This is a genomic window from Vreelandella sp. 162(4c) (assembly GCF_058152265.1).
In genome coordinates, this window is sequence record NZ_CM176981.1 from 3,903,440 (window position 1) to 3,918,457 (window position 15,018).

Here is a 15,018-nt window from a genome sequence, read left to right on the forward strand (position 1 = left end):
AAGGGAGTTACTGGCTAAAGCGCTGGCAGGGAGCCCAGTACTTCATAAGCAGGTAGTAGGTAACACCTGCGGGTATCAGGCTGGCGTACCACGAGATCGCCGAGAAAGAGAGCGCCGCCACAATGCCCACCGCCGTGGCGACGAAAGCGGCTAAGTTCACGCCTTGGTAGGGGCCGGTGGCGTCATACAGCTTATTGATATCCAGCGTGCGGCGGCGAATCACATAATAATCGATCACCAGAATGGCGAAGATGGGGCCCAAAAAGGCGGAATAAGTTTGCACAAATAGCTGGAGGCCTGCCGCAGAACCCGGCTGAACCAGTTTCCAGGGGAAGGTGGCAAAGGCCAGCAAGCCAACGATCACCGTGGCGACCGAGAACTTGATCTTAAAGATGTCCATCAATACATAGGTCGGCGGTACCACGTTGTTGAGTACGTTGGTGGTGACCTGGGCGAAGGCGATGAACAGAAGGGTAGTCATCAGCAGCGGGGTGTTGTCGACGGCATTGGCGAACACCTGGATAGGATCGGCGGTGCCAGTAGCTTGCGAGACCATATAGCCGATCAAGCCCATAAACAGGGTGCAGGGTAGAATCGACATGGCGTAGATAGTGGTCAACAGGCTTTGAGCGGTGCCCTTTTTGTGCTCGCGGGAGTAGTCGCTGACGTTGAGCATCATGGTGCTGTAGATGCCCAGGAAGAGCATGGTCGCGCCCCAGAACGGCATGCCCCAGGAGCCTTCCATGGTCAGCAGGCTGGCGGAAAGCTCATCGCCATAGCGCTGCACCGTGGCGTAAAACATATAGACCAGCGAGGCGAGGATAAAGGCGCTGCCGATATTCTCTAACCACTTGATGCCCTGGAAACCCATTACCGACAGGCCAATTTGTAGGAACTGGAAGGAAATAAAGTAGAAGATAAGGTTGTCGAAACCGAACAGTGTCGCCGACACCATATTGAGTGCCCCAGCACCAATCCAGCTTTGAAAGCCGTACCACACTACCGCTGGCACTGCGCGTACCAAGCCCGGTAAGCGCGTGCCGGTAAAGCCGAACGCGCTGCGCGCTTGCACCATAAACGGAATGCCGTACTTGTAGCCCGCGGCCCCGTTGATGGCCAAGGCAATCCCGATTACAAAGCAACCGATGGCAATGGCCAGCGTAGCTTGTAACAGGTTCAGTGTGCCGACCACGCTGGAGCCCATGGCAAAGGTGCCAATGGAAACGCAGCCACCGAACCAAGCCAGGAAGTAGGAGCCGCGCCCCATGATTCGGGTGTGTTGAGGGGCCAGGCTTTCTGCCCCCAGTGCTTTTGATCCAGCAGCGGATCGTTCTTCTGACGCAAGAGCCGAGGTTGAAGCGCTCATGTTGTCGTCCTCGCAAGATTGTCGGTTTTTATTAATCCCCGATTAGGTATCGGGAAACGCTTGCGGCGTGGCGTGCTAATGGACGTACTTTTTAAAACTCTATTTAAGCTATTGTTATTAGATGTTGTTGAGTCACTATTATTTTTTGGAACTGTTATGACTTAAGCGGTAGCGCAAGATCAGAAAGCTCAGAAAACTTACCGGTAAAGATCTTTGGCCGTGGGTAGGCAAGATCGCCGTGTTTGCTGGTATGCAGCCCTAAACTGACCAGTGATTCCGCCAGTTTCAGCGCGGCGGTAACACCTTCTACTACCGGCAGGCCCACTTCGCGGCTGATCTCCTGGGTCAAATTCGCCATGCCGCCACAGCCTAAAACGATGGCGCCGATACCGTCCTCATCCCTGGCGCGGCAGCACTCTTCGACGATGCGGGTAAACGCCACTTCAGGATGGTGCTCAAGATCCAACACCGGAATTTCAGCGGCACGTATACGACGGCAGTGGTGGCTAAAGCCGTACTGCTGAAGCAGGTGCTCGGCGATAATGCCGGTGCGGCCCAGGGTGGTGACAATTGAAAAGCGTGTACTCACCAGTGTGGCGAGATGAAACGCTGCTTCGGCGATGCCGATTACCGGCGCACGGGTTAGCTCCCGCGCTGCGAGCAGGCCTGGGTCACCAAAACAGGCCACCACATAGGCATCGATGCCGCCTTCGCGTTCGCCTTTTAGAACTTCTTCGGCCACTCCTACCGCACTGATCACTTCGTCGAAATGGCTCTCGATAGAAACCGGGCCCGCGTCCGGCTGTGAAGCGCTCACCGTGGTGCCAGTGCCCGCCTGCTGCTGCGCTGCCTGATGAATCGCAGCGGTCATGGAGGCCGTAGTGTTGGGGTTAATAATGCGTATATGCACGATAGCTATTCCGTGTGTAAACAATATGGAATTTCTTGTATACAAAAATAGGGCGGTTTTCTACGTGGCGCAAGGGACTAATGAGCAATCGGCAATAAAAAAGCAGCTGATAAAACTTGACCATTTGTTCAGGATTCAATGGCTTAACGCCTTTTAAACCGAGAAACGCTATTCGTGTCAGAGGATTAGCGGTCGACCGCGTTGCGGTTGGTTATGAATGTCGCTATTTTGTATACAAATATTTTTCTGTATTGCTGGGCGGCTATTTGCCAGTGATCTGCCAGGGCTTGTATGAATGGTTTGTATGAATCAAGGAGCTAGCTATGTCGTCGTCACCTAAGGGCCACTATCCCCGCGATTTGATCGGTTATGGACGCAACCCGCCCCATGCCAACTGGCCAAACAAGGCCAAAATTGCCGTTCAGTTTGTGCTCAACTACGAGGAGGGCGGCGAAAACTGCGTGTTGCACGGCGACTCAGGCTCCGAGCAGTTCCTATCGGAAATTATCGGCGCACCGGCTTATCCGGATCGCCACTTGAGCATGGAGTCGATCTACGAGTACGGCTCTCGCGCCGGGGTATGGCGCATTCTGCGTGAATTTGAGAAGCGTGATTTGCCGCTCACGGTGTTTGGCGTTGCCATGGCGCTGGAGCGTAACCCGGATGTCGCCCTGGCATTTAAAGAGCTGGGCCACGAGATTGCTTGCCATGGCTATCGCTGGATTCACTATCAGGAAGTGCCCGAGCACGTTGAGCGCGAGCATCTACAGCAGGCCATGGAGATTTTTCAACGCCTCTATGGCGAAAAACCCCAAGGCTGGTACACCGGTCGCGATAGTCCCAATACCCGGCGCTTAGTGCTAGACGAAGGTGGTTTCCTTTACGATAGCGACTACTACGGCGACGACTTGCCTTTTTGGACGCAGGTGACCGATAGTCAGGGCAGTGACCACAACCACCTGATCGTGCCCTACACGCTGGACAGCAACGATATGCGTTTTGCCGCGCCGCAAGGTTTCAATACGGCGGATCACTTCTTTACCTACCTGCGCGATGCCTTTGATGTACTTTACGCAGAAGGGGAGGAGGCACCCAAAATGCTCTCGGTGGGCATGCATTGCCGTTTATTGGGTCGCCCTGGGCGTTTTCGCGCTCTGCAGCGCTTTTTGGATTACATCGAAACCCACGACCGCGTGTGGGTTGCCCGGCGGGTCGATATCGCCCGCCATTGGGCTGAGCACCACCCGGCAACTCGTTAATTAAGCAGTTTAATAGGATGCTATGACGCCGCATATCGGACAGCGAATTACCGCCCAGTTTGACGCGCTAACTGCCCAGGAGCAGCGGGTGGCGAGCTTTATTCTCGATCACTTTGATGATCTGGCGGTGTATAGCGCCGCTGATTTGGCGCGTTTGACCGGGGTATCCAAATCGACGGTTAGCCGCCTATTCAAGCGGCTGGGGTTCGAGAGCTACCGCACCGTTAAAGACCACGCCCGCCAGCTACGTAACCTGGGTGTGCCTTTGGTGATCGACGCCAACGCCATGCAGGAAGAGGCCGGGGCGCCGTTTCAGCGCCATCTGCAGCGGGAGCAGGATAATCTGCAGCGCTGCTTAAATGGCATTGCGGCGGATCAATTTGCGGCACTGGTAGAGCGGTTGGATAGCGCGCGTCATGTGGTCGTGATCGGTTTTCGTAACAGCTACCCGCTAGCGCTGCATTTTCGCCAGCAGTTGATTCAGGCGCGCACCCAGGTGCGAGTGGTTCCTCATCCAAATCAGTCGTTAGCGGAAGAGATCGTCGATCTCACCGAGCAGGACGTGGTGGTGCTGTTTGGTTTTCGCCGCCGCCCAGCGGCATTTGCTTCGCTAATTAATGCACTTGAGCGCTCACCGGCCAAGGTAGCCTTGCTGGCTGACCCCACCGCGGTCAATTTCGCCTCACAAGTAACGTGGTTTTTTGAAACGCCGCTGGAAAGCCTCTCCGCCTTCGATAGCTACGCCGCCACCAATAGCCTGATCTGCCTGATTGCCAACGGCGTACTGCACCGTCGCCTTGCAGAAGGTCGAGAGCGCATCAGCGCGATCAGCGATGTTTACGCCGAGCTTAGTGAGTTGGAGGCGCCTACGATGAGCGTGGATTGGAGCGCTCAATAGGCTGGGCCACCTTTAATGGTGCATCTCGTCCTATTAAAGGATGAAAACTGCACCAGAACGTTGCATCTCTCTCTTTTTATACCTTCCTCTCAACGCGGCAATCGCTGCGTTGTGGCTTTGCGTGTCCGCTAAGCTGCTGTTCTAAAAAACGTTAGCCACTTCTGGTATCGCTGTTGCTAATAGGTGGTCAGGTGAAACGAAAGTTTCTTTGTTGGGTTTTATGCAACAAAGCTTTCACTCGCTCTGCATCCCTTACTAATACCGCTACGGCTACTCACTGGCCGACATGCCCTTGTCAGGCTGCTCTTATTAGGAGAACACCATGAAATCGCTATCGCACCGTTTCAATCACTCTTTCTCTAACCAATTCAAACGCCTACAGTCCGGTGTTTTAGCCACAGGGCTGAGTGCCGCTGTGGCCCTCGGTGCTATTACCGCTAGCCCAAACGTTCAGGCGGATGCGCTAGAAGATATCGAATCACGCGGCACTATCCGGATAGCTGTCCCGCAAGATTTTCCACCGTTTGGCTCGGTAGGCACCGACTTGCAGCCGCGCGGCTACGATATTGATATGGCCCAATACCTCGCTGACGAAATGGGCGTTCAGCTAGAACTGATTACCGTGACTAGCGCTAACCGTATCCCTTACTTACAGACCGGCCAGGCGGACCTGGTGATCTCTAGCCTGGGTAAGAACCCGGAGCGTGAAGCGGCAATTGATTTCTCTGATGCCTACGCGCCGTTCTTTCTAGGCGTGTTCAGCGCTGATGAAGATGAAAGCGTGGAAGGCCCAGAAGGACTGGCCGATAAAACCATTGGGGTAACCCGCGGTGCCGTGGAAGATATGGAGCTTTCCAATATTGCCCCGGACTCCACGACGGTGCAGCGCTTTGAAGACAACGCCACCACCATTTCTGCGTTTCTTTCCGGTCAGGTCGATTACGTAGCCACCGGTAACGTAGTCGCCGCCGAAATCGCCGAACGAAACAGCGACCGTGCGCCCTCGCTGATTTATCAGCTCAAAGATTCACCCTGCTACGTGGGCATGAATAAAAACGAGCCAGCGTTAATGGAAGAAGTGAATCGCCTGATCGCACAAGGCCTGGAAGATGGCACCCTGAATGAGCTATCTCAGCGCTGGTTCAGTGCCGACCTGCCTGAAAACTTCGGTAGCTGAGGTTTAGCATGGGGCCAACACTCGATTTTCTTACCCTGTTGCCCTACGCCAGTGAGCTCCTCAAAGGTCTTACCACCACGGTCGTTTTGACCGTGGTGACCACCTTGACGGGGCTAGCGCTGGCGGTGGCAGTGGCGTATTTACGCGTCAACGCGCAGCCATGGGTGCGCTGGGGGCTAGGCGGCTACGTCGAAGTAACCCGCAATACGCCCTTCATTGTGCAACTGTTCTTTATCTTCTTTGGACTGCCGGGGCTCGGCATTAAAATTGATGCCATTACCGCGGCGTTTATTGCCATGACGCTCAACCTGGCCGCTTACAGCGCCGAGATTCTACGCGCCGGTATTAGCGCCACGGCGAAAGGGCAGTTAGAAGCTGGGCGTGCACTGGGCATGACCACACTGCAAAGCTATCGCCATATCGTGCTGGTGCCCGCGTTTGCCAGGGTATACCCCGCGCTGATCAGTCAGTCGATCATTGTGATGCTGGGTTCGGCGGTGGTGTCGCAAATATCGGTATTTGACCTGACCTATGCTGCTAACTTTATCCAATCGCGCAACTTTCGCAGCTTTGAAGTCTACCTGCTGATCACGCTGGTCTATTTGCTCCTCGCCTTCGGCATGCGGCGCAGCTTTATGCTGGTTGGCAAGCGGGTATTCGCCTATCAGCATGGAGAACAGCGATGATTGAGTTCACCTTCTGGGACATTCTGCGCAACCTGCTGCTGGCAACCCGCTGGACCATTGTGCTGTCGTTGATTGCCTTTGTGGGCGGTGCGACGGTGGGACTGCTACTGACCTTTATGCGCCTCTCCAGCAACCGCTGGCTGCAGCGCTTAACGTCTCTTTATGTTGACCTGTTCCAAGGTACGCCGCTGTTGATGCAACTGTTTTTGATCTTCTTTGGCGCTGCTGCCATGGGGCATCCGATCTCTGCCTGGTTGGCGGCTTCCATCGCACTGACACTATTCACCAGTGCTTTTCTATGTGACATCTGGCGCGGCTGTTTAGAGGCGGTTGTCAAAGGGCAGTGGCACGCGGCGCGGGTGCTGGGCATGAACTACTTCCAGACCATGCGCCATGTGATTCTACCTCAGGCGCTGCGGCTTTCGATTCCGCCCACGGTGGGTTTCTCGGTACAGGTCATCAAAGGCACGGCGCTGGCCTCCATCATCGGCTTTGTCGAGCTGACCAAGGCGGGCACCATGCTCAATAACGCCACCTTCGAACCCTTCACCATTTTTGCCCTTGTGGCTCTGCTTTACTTCGCGCTGTGCTACCCACTTTCCTGCTACGCGCGCTATCTGGAGAAAAAGCTCTATGACGCTGGTTTACGTTGATAACGTTCATAAAGCCTTTGGCGACCTGGAAGTGCTTAAAGGTATCAACCTTTCAGTTGCGCAAGGCGAAGTGGTGGCGATTATTGGTCGCAGTGGCTCGGGTAAAAGTACCCTGCTGCGCTGCCTGAATCAGCTGGAAAAACATGACAGCGGCGAGATCACCATTGCCGATAAGCAGCTCGATGCGGCGTCAATGTCGCCCAAAGAGCTGAGTGAAAACGTCGGCATGGTATTCCAAAGCTTTAATCTGTTTCCCCATAAAACCGTGGGTGAGAACGTCTGTTTGGCGCCGCTGGTGGTGCGTGGCGAGGAGAAAGCCGAGGTCGAAAAAGTCGCCCGCGAAGTGCTTGAGAAAGTGGGCCTCTCCGACAAATACGATGCCTACCCGGCGCAGCTTTCCGGTGGTCAGCAGCAGCGGGTCGCCATCGCCCGGGCGCTGGCCATGCGCCCCAAAGTGATGCTCTGCGATGAGGTGACTTCAGCACTTGACCCTGAGCTGGTCGGGGAAGTGCTGCGCGTATTGGAAGCGTTGGCGGCCGAGGGCGTGACGCTGATTCTGGTCACCCATGAAATGAGCTTTGCACGTGATGTGGCCGACCGCGTGGTGTTTATGCACCAGGGGCGCATCCATGAAGAGGGCGCCCCCAGAGAGTTATTCAGCAACCCACAAACGCCGGAGCTAAAGCAGTTTATCTCTGCCGTGCTCTAGTCGATCCACTTCTAGCCGGTCCACTGGGTTGCCTGGGCGAAAATAAGAAAGCCCAGGGCAATCGCTATCCAGACGCAAAAAAGTGGGAAGAAGAATTTGACCCACTTTTGCCACGGCACACCCGCCAGCGCCAGGGTCGCCATAAAGTAGCCTGAGGTCGGGTATAAAATATTGCCGATACCGTCACCCAACTGGAACGCCAGCACTGCCGTTTGGCGGGTGACGCCGATGATGTCGGAGAGCGGTGCCATCAGTGGCATGGTGACCAGTGCTTGGCCGCTACCGGAGGGGACAATGAAATTGAAGCCTAGCTGGGCGAAGAACATGCCAATCGCCGAGAGCAGAGTGGGCAGGCCTCCGACAAGATTGCCGAGCCCGAACACCAGCGTGTCCATGATTTGGCCATCTTCCAGCATCACGGCAACACCGCGTGCGACGCCGGCGATCATGGCGCCGACCAGCACGTCTCGGAAGCCTTGGTTGAAGCCTGCGCATATTTCGTCGGTGTCGAGGCCTGCTATTAGGCCCACAACAATGCCCATGATGATAAACAGGCCTGCCATTTCCATCATGAACCAGCCTTGCTGCAGTACGCCATAGACGAGTACCGCGAAGAAGGCGAAGGTGGCGATGGCCGCGAGCTTCTGGCGAGCGCTGGCGATTAAGGCTGGGCTATTGTCAGCATGTTGATAAAGCGAGCGTTTTTCGGATTCGCTAGTGTCACTGCTCAGCAGGCTAAGTGAAGGTGTTTGATGCACCATACGGGCGTAACGCATAACGAAGAAAATGGCCGCGGCTAACATCACCACAAATGCCACAACGCGCAAGCCATAGCCGGAGTAGAGAGGAAGATCTGAGAGTTGCTGTCCTAGGCCGGTATTGATGGGGTTGAGCACACCCGTCGTGAAACCGACCGTGGTAGCACAAAGTGCCACCGCCGCGGCCGTGACTGAATCAAAGCGCAAGGCAATCATCAGCGGCAAGATGACCGGCACATAGACCAGCGCCAACTCTTGGGTACCGATAACCGTCGCTATGAGGGCAAAAACCGTCATCAACACGGGGATAGTGAGCAGGTTCTGTCGCGCAAAGCGGCGCGTTAGCTTGTCCACACCTATTTCAATAATGCCGGTGCGCCTTAGCACCATGAACATACCGCCGATCATGAAGGTGAAAAAGACAACTTCACCGGCACTCATTAAGCCATTCGGGATCGCCAGCATAAAGTCGACGATGCCAACTGGTGACGAAGCGATCTGCTCATAAGAGTTCGGGTCGATAGTGATGCGCCCATTCGGGCCAGGAACACGCTCGAACTGCCCGGCCGGCACAAAGTGCGTTGCTATCGCGGCCAGGGCGATAAATATGAACAGAACCGCGTAAATGTCAGGGATCCGGCACCAGCTTTTCTTGGGCGTGGGGCGATCTGAGGAAGACGAAGAGGGGGTGTGTTGGGACATGCTATGCCTCGCGTTTGTTATAAGTAGCTGACCTGAGCAGCGGTTAGCGGGCGTCACGCCGCGCCGAGGTTGCTGTTTTTGGACATGCTCGCATGATCTTAGAATTATGAAACGAACGTTTCTAAAGAAGTTACTATTGGGAGGAGTGTTTCACAAGAGCTTTGTTAAAGATTGCTTTATTGTGGTTAGCTAATCTTGTATACAAGATGAATAACTTGTGTTTTTACTAAGTCAAATAGGTTTAAAAATGCCAGCTACTTACTACGCTCCCACCGGCGGGCACCCGCCGCAAACGCAAATCACCGCTGATCGCGCCGTGTTCACTGAAGCGTATGCGCTGATCCCCAAAGGCGTGATGCGCGACATCGTCACCAGCAATCTTCCCTTTTGGGAAGGCACCCGGCTGTGGGTGCTGGCGCGGCCGCTGTCGGGGTTCGCCGAGACGTTCTCCCAGTACATTATGGAAGTCCAGCCCCAAGGGGGCAGCGATAAGCCTGAGCCAGACTCCCAGGCGGAAGGCGTACTGTTTATTGTGGAAGGTGAGTTAACGCTTACTTTGTCGGGTGAGCGCCACACCCTGCAGCCCGGCGGCTATGCGTTTATTCCCCCTGGCAGCTCGTGGCAGGTGCGCAACGAATCCAACGCGCCGGTACGTTTCCACTGGGTACGCAAGGCCTATGAGTTTGTGGAAGGGCTCGAGGTGCCAACGGCGTTTGTCACCAACGAGCAGGACATTGCGCCTATCGAAATGCCGGGCACCGAAGGACGCTGGGCCACCACACGCTTTGTCGACCCTGCGGACGTTCGCCACGATATGCATGTCAATATCGTTACCTTTCAACCCGGCGGCGTGATTCCTTTCGATGAAACCCATGTCATGGAACACGGCCTTTATGTGCTCGAAGGCAAGGCCGTTTATCACCTGAATCAAAATTGGGTAGAGGTAGAAGCTGGTGATTTTATGTGGCTACGCGCCTTCTGCCCCCAGGCCTGCTACGCCGCTGGCCCCGGGCCATTTAGGTACCTGCTGTACAAAGATGTTAATCGCCATGCCTCTCTTCGCCTAAGTGCACGATAAGAAAGGCGAGGGCAGGCCGAAGAGGAGGTCCTATGCTATGGATGGCATAGGTAGCGCCCAAGGATGGGTTCACAGCGCCTCCTCGTAGGCCTGCCCTCGACTGAAATATATCTCGAGGTCAGCTTTCAAGGATAACTCTATGCTAGAACTAAAAGCCGAGCCGCTAACGGCTGACGCCTTCGCCCCTTTTGGCGATGTGATTGATGCGCGCACCTCCACGTCGTTTCCCATCAACGCCGGGCGCACGCAGCGCCACCATAATCTTGCCAAGGTGGAAACACTGGGCGAAAACGCTCACACGCTGATTAATATCTTCGTGAGCCAGCCGATTACACTGCCGTTGGAGCTAACGTTTTTAGAGCGTCACCCCCAGGGCAGTCAGGCGTTTATGCCGCTGCACCAGGAGCGCTTTATTGTGGTGGTAGCCCCACCGGGGGAACATATTAACCCTGCAGACGTGCGAGCGTTTGTCACCGATGGCCGCCAAGGGGTGAACTACCGAGCAGGCACCTGGCACGCCATTCAATCGGTGCTGGAGCGTGAAGGCGAGTTTTTGGTAGTGGATCGCGGCGGTGATGGCAATAACTGCGATGAGTTTCCTCTCACTATCACCGTGACGTTGACTTAAACCAACCCTCTGCGTTGCACTGCTGTCATATAGAGCGCGTTAAACTGGTAAGCTAGGGTTACTGGATAGAGTTACTTAATAAAAGTCACTACACGCTAAATTGCATGGTTGGAACATTATGAACGCACTGCACTTCTCCTCGATCCGTCGTACCAAAATTGTCGCCACCCTTGGGCCTGCCAGCGACCGGGAAGGCGTATTGGAAGCCATGCTCAAGGCGGGTGTCGATGTGGTGCGTCTTAACTTCTCCCATGGCACAGCGGATGATCACCGCCGCCGACTAACCGAGGTACGTGAAATAGCCGCCAAGCTAGGCCGCAGCGTCGCGGTGTTGGGTGATCTACAGGGGCCCAAGATTCGTATTGCGCGGTTTAGAGATGGGGCCGTGGTGCTTAAAGAGGGCCAGCCGTTTATTCTTGATATGGCGCTGGATGGCGATGCGGGCGATGTGCATCAAGTCGGCTGCGACTATAAGACCTTGTCCCAAGACGTGACCGCCGGCGACCGCCTGCTGTTAGATGACGGGCGCTTGGTGCTGGACGTGGCCCGTGTTGACGGCCAACAGGTGCATACCACCGTGGTCGTGGGAGGCAAGCTCTCTAACCATAAAGGTATCAACAAGCAGGGCGGTGGGCTCTCCGCTCCGGCATTGACTGAAAAAGATAAAGAAGACCTTAAGACCGCCGTTGAGATTGGCGTCGATTACCTGGCCATTTCTTTCCCCCGCCATGCTGAAGATATGCTCGAAGCACGCCGCTTATTAGGTGAGGCGGGTAAAGAGATTGGCCTGGTGGCCAAAGTCGAACGTGCCGAAGCCGTAGCGGATGATGCCACCCTGGATGGCATTATCGAAGCTTCTGAGGCGGTCATGGTGGCGCGAGGTGATCTAGGCGTAGAAATTGGCGATGCCAAGTTGGTCGGCGTGCAAAAGCGCATGATCAAACGAGCGCGTTCGCTCAACCGTGCGGTCATTACCGCCACGCAAATGATGGAGAGCATGATTTCAGCGCCTCTTCCCACCCGCGCTGAGGTGTTTGACGTGGCCAACGCGGTGCTGGATGGCAGCGATGCGGTCATGCTCTCGGCGGAAACCGCGGCGGGCGACTACCCGCTGGAAACCGTAGAAGCCATGTCACGTGTTTGCCTGGGAGCTGAGCGGGAAAAAACCGCCCAGGAGTCCGGTCACCGTATTCATGAAGGCTTTTCCCGCCCTGACGAGACCATTGCGCTCTCCGCCATGTACGCGGCCAACCATATGACCGGCATTACCGCGATTGCCTGTATGACCTCATCGGGCTATACACCGCTGATCGCTTCGCGCATTCGTTCGGGCCTGCCGATTGTTGGCTTGGCGCATAATCCCATTGCCCAACGCCGCATGGCGCTCTACCGCGGTGTTGTTTCGCTACCGTTCGATACCTCCGCAATGAGCGCCACCGAGCTAAACGACCGGGCCCTCGAGATGCTGGTTAAGACCGGTATCTCCAAACCTGGCGACCATGTAATCCTAACTCGCGGCGACCATATGAACGCCCATGGCGGCACCAATACCATGAAGGTAATGGAGATTACTGACGAGCATGCTAAAAGCTAAATTAGCGCATGGGTTGCTGCTCGCCTGCTTGCTTCTGATAGGTTCCCCTGCGCAGGCGGAGGCGCCTATCGTGGCGGCGGCCTCTGATCTACAGTTTGCGCTGACAGAAGCCGCCGAGCAGTTTCAGCAGGAAACCGGCCACGCCCTACGGCTAAACTTTGGCTCGTCAGGCAACTTCCGGCGTCAAATTGCCCAGGGCGCGCCCTTTGAGCTCTATCTCTCCGCTGACGAGAGCTACGTTCAAGCGCTTTATGAGGAGGGCTACACACAAGATGAGGGCGTGATTTACGCCATTGGTCGTTTAGTGTGGCTGCAGCGCGCAGGGCGTGGTGATTTACCTAACGAGGAGACGCCGCTTGAAGCGGTTAAAACCGCGTTAGAGGCGGGGACTACTGAGCGCATCGCCCTGGCCAACCCCGAACACGCCCCCTATGGCGTGGCGGCGCGGCAGGCGCTTGAGTACGCCGGGCTTTGGGAGCAAACAGAGCCGCTGCGGATACTGGGCGAAAATGTCTCCCAGGCGGCGCAGTTTGCGCTCTCCGACGATGCGCGCGGTGGGCTGGTGGCTTACTCCTTGGCGCTGGCTCCCACACTAGGTGAGCGAAGTGAGTACGTACTTATCCCTGAAGAGTGGCATAGCCCACTACGCCAGCGAATGGTACTGACCAATCAGGCTGGAGATATTGCCACGGCCTTCTATCAGTGGTTGCAAGAGGACGAGGGACAATCCATTTTGCGTACCTACGGGTTTAGCGTCGAATAATGGAAGGAGCATAATGGATTGGTCGGCGCTTTCGGTCTCATTACGCCTAGCGGCGTTCACCTGTCTTATCCTGCTACCCATCGCTATTTGGCTAGGTCGCTCTCTGGCCTATGCGCGTTTCCGCGGCAAAGGGCTATGTGAAGCGCTGATCGCATTACCGCTGGTATTGCCGCCTACCGTACTGGGCTTTTATCTGCTGTTGAGCTTTGGCCGCGACGCGCCAGTGGGCTCGTTTTGGGCAGGAATGACCGGTAGCGGGCTGAATTTCACTTTCACTGGCATACTATTGGCCTCCCTGATCGCCAATTTGCCGTTTGCCGTGCAGCCCATTCAGCGTGCCTTTGAACATGTGCCCCACAACCTGCGTGAAGCGGCTTGGTGCAGTGGGCTAAGCCCTTGGCAGACGCTGCTGCGCATCGAGCTGCCCTTGGTGTGGCCAGGCATTATGTCAGCGGCAGCGCTTACCTTTGCCCATACGCTGGGCGAATTTGGCGTCATCTTGATGGTGGGTGGCGCCATTGATGGTGAAACCCGCACTCTCGCCATTGCCATCTATGATCGCGTCCAGGCCTTCGATGAACAGGGCGCTGCACAGATGTCGGCGCTGTTGCTGTTGGTATCGTTTATTACCTTGGGGCTCGTCTATGGTCTGGCCGGGCGCAGGCGGTGGGTACGTGGCTGATTCGCGCATCACAGAGCCGGTCTCTGGGCCGATTGCAGGGTTGAGCGTGGCGGTCAATCAAACGGGGCCGATTCCACTGGCCGCCGAGTTTGTTTGCCAACCCGGTGAACTGCTGGCGCTGGTAGGGCCATCGGGCAGCGGCAAAACCACGCTGCTGCGCACTATTGCCGGGCTTTATCGCCCCCAGGGCGGGCGAGTGGAGTGCGCTGGAGAGGTTTGGTTTGACGCCGAGCGTAAGCATTCACTCTCGCCCCAGCGTAGACAGGTCGGCATAGTGTTTCAGGACTATGCGCTATTTCCGCACCTAACCGCCTCACAAAATATTCAGCTCCCTCTGCGCCACCTGCCCCAACCGCAACGCCGTGAACAGGCCGAGCAGTGGCTAGCCAAGGTGCGTTTAGACGGGCTGGGCAAGCGCTACCCCAACGCGCTTTCGGGGGGCCAGCGCCAGCGGGTGGCGCTGGCCCGTGCCTTGGCCCGTGACCCCAAAGTGCTGTTACTCGATGAGCCGTTTTCGGCGGTGGATCAAGTGACCCGGCGGCGTTTGCAGCGCGAGCTGGCGCTGCTGCGTCAGCAGATCGACATCCCTATTGTACTGGTGACCCACGACCTGGAAGAAGCCGCCGCGCTGGCCGATCAAATCTGCGTGTTGCATAACGGCGTCAGCCTGCAGCAAGATGCTCCTGAGATGCTTTTTCGTCGGCCGTTGTCGCCGCTGGTGGCGCGCTTGTTAGACCGCCATAATCTGTTTGAAGGGATAGTGGTGGATGAGGGCGGCAAGCGTCGGCTGCGGTGGGGCGAAAATTATCTCGAGGTAGCCGAGGGGCTAGATAATCTGACGCTGGGTGAAAAAGTCACCTGGTACTTGCCGCCCTCCGATATTGTGCTTCACCGTCGCGGCCGTCCTTCACACGGCGAGCGGGAGAACCCGGTCGTTGCCACCGTTAGCGAACTGGTCGTACTGGGCGGCATCACTTCAGTTTCGCTAAGCGTCGATCACGGCGATATGTTACGTTTTGATATTGCCACCCATGCCGCCCGGCGTAATCAGTTAACCAGCGGCGCCGTGGTGAAGGTTTCGCTGCTGGCAGCAGGCATTTACCTTTTGCCAGGCCACCGAGTTCGCGCAGATACGCATGACAAAAGGAAGTAAGC

The 15,018-nt window shown here is 56.1% G+C and carries 15 protein-coding genes; 12 read left to right on the forward strand and 3 right to left on the reverse strand.

The window, feature by feature from the left end:
* Window positions 1–7: 7 nt before the first annotated feature.
* Window positions 8–1,366, reverse strand: a complete 1,359-nt coding sequence (locus tag AC4EYZ_RS17905) for an NCS1 family transporter (RefSeq protein WP_474191069.1) — start codon at window positions 1,364–1,366, stop codon at window positions 8–10.
* Window positions 1,367–1,520: 154 nt separating this feature from the next.
* Window positions 1,521–2,276, reverse strand: a complete 756-nt coding sequence (locus AC4EYZ_RS17910) for an aspartate/glutamate racemase family protein (RefSeq protein WP_138799873.1) — start codon at window positions 2,274–2,276, stop codon at window positions 1,521–1,523.
* Window positions 2,277–2,599: 323 nt separating this feature from the next.
* Between AC4EYZ_RS17910 and puuE the strand changes: the two genes are divergently transcribed.
* The 6 genes from puuE (at window position 2,600) to AC4EYZ_RS17940 (ending at window position 7,658) form a co-directional block, all read left to right on the forward strand.
* Complete coding sequence (gene puuE, locus AC4EYZ_RS17915) at window positions 2,600–3,535, forward strand: allantoinase PuuE (RefSeq protein WP_027958104.1); 936 nt, start codon at window positions 2,600–2,602, stop codon at window positions 3,533–3,535.
* Window positions 3,536–3,557: 22 nt separating this feature from the next.
* Window positions 3,558–4,433 carry a MurR/RpiR family transcriptional regulator gene (locus AC4EYZ_RS17920; protein ID WP_041158875.1) on the forward strand — a complete coding sequence of 292 codons (876 nt, stop codon included), beginning with the start codon at window positions 3,558–3,560 and terminating at the stop codon, window positions 4,431–4,433.
* 322 nt (window positions 4,434–4,755) lie between these two features.
* Complete coding sequence (locus tag AC4EYZ_RS17925; RefSeq protein ID WP_141440716.1) at window positions 4,756–5,610, forward strand: transporter substrate-binding domain-containing protein; 855 nt, start codon at window positions 4,756–4,758, stop codon at window positions 5,608–5,610.
* An 8-nt stretch (window positions 5,611–5,618) separates the two neighbouring features.
* Window positions 5,619–6,296: an amino acid ABC transporter permease gene (locus tag AC4EYZ_RS17930; RefSeq protein WP_474191068.1), complete on the forward strand. Its 678-nt coding sequence runs from the start codon at window positions 5,619–5,621 to the stop codon at window positions 6,294–6,296.
* Window positions 6,293–6,949: an amino acid ABC transporter permease gene (locus AC4EYZ_RS17935; RefSeq protein ID WP_474191067.1), complete on the forward strand. Its 657-nt coding sequence runs from the start codon at window positions 6,293–6,295 to the stop codon at window positions 6,947–6,949. The genes AC4EYZ_RS17930 and AC4EYZ_RS17935 overlap by 4 nt, the downstream gene beginning before the upstream one ends.
* Window positions 6,930–7,658, forward strand: a complete 729-nt coding sequence (locus AC4EYZ_RS17940) for an amino acid ABC transporter ATP-binding protein (RefSeq protein WP_474191066.1) — start codon at window positions 6,930–6,932, stop codon at window positions 7,656–7,658. The genes AC4EYZ_RS17935 and AC4EYZ_RS17940 overlap by 20 nt, the downstream gene beginning before the upstream one ends.
* 11 nt (window positions 7,659–7,669) lie before the next feature.
* Here the strand turns inward: AC4EYZ_RS17940 and AC4EYZ_RS17945 are convergent, their stop codons facing one another.
* Window positions 7,670–9,118, reverse strand: coding sequence for a YfcC family protein (locus AC4EYZ_RS17945; RefSeq protein WP_474191065.1), 1,449 nt, complete (start codon window positions 9,116–9,118; stop codon window positions 7,670–7,672).
* A gap of 247 nt (window positions 9,119–9,365) precedes the next feature.
* Between AC4EYZ_RS17945 and AC4EYZ_RS17950 the strand changes: the two genes are divergently transcribed.
* From AC4EYZ_RS17950 to AC4EYZ_RS17975, 6 genes are all read left to right on the forward strand, one after another.
* Window positions 9,366–10,196 (forward strand): bifunctional allantoicase/(S)-ureidoglycine aminohydrolase, encoded by an 831-nt coding sequence (locus tag AC4EYZ_RS17950; RefSeq protein WP_474191064.1) that lies wholly within the window; start codon window positions 9,366–9,368, stop codon window positions 10,194–10,196.
* 139 nt (window positions 10,197–10,335) lie between these two features.
* A complete protein-coding gene (locus AC4EYZ_RS17955; protein ID WP_474191063.1) occupies window positions 10,336–10,824 on the forward strand; it encodes an ureidoglycolate lyase in 489 nt (162 codons plus the stop codon).
* Between the two features lie 118 nt (window positions 10,825–10,942).
* Window positions 10,943–12,418, forward strand: a complete 1,476-nt coding sequence (gene pyk, locus AC4EYZ_RS17960) for a pyruvate kinase (protein WP_039859403.1) — start codon at window positions 10,943–10,945, stop codon at window positions 12,416–12,418.
* Window positions 12,405–13,181 carry a molybdate ABC transporter substrate-binding protein gene (gene modA, locus AC4EYZ_RS17965; RefSeq protein WP_041158871.1) on the forward strand — a complete coding sequence of 259 codons (777 nt, stop codon included), beginning with the start codon at window positions 12,405–12,407 and terminating at the stop codon, window positions 13,179–13,181. Before pyk ends, modA begins: the two co-directional genes overlap by 14 nt.
* A 13-nt stretch (window positions 13,182–13,194) precedes the next feature.
* On the forward strand, window positions 13,195–13,863 hold the full coding sequence (gene modB / locus AC4EYZ_RS17970) for a molybdate ABC transporter permease subunit (RefSeq protein ID WP_474191062.1): 669 nt from the start codon (window positions 13,195–13,197) through the stop codon (window positions 13,861–13,863).
* Window positions 13,856–15,016, forward strand: coding sequence for an ABC transporter ATP-binding protein (locus AC4EYZ_RS17975; RefSeq protein WP_474191061.1), 1,161 nt, complete (start codon window positions 13,856–13,858; stop codon window positions 15,014–15,016). The genes modB and AC4EYZ_RS17975 overlap by 8 nt, the downstream gene beginning before the upstream one ends.
* Window positions 15,017–15,018 lie beyond the last annotated feature (2 nt).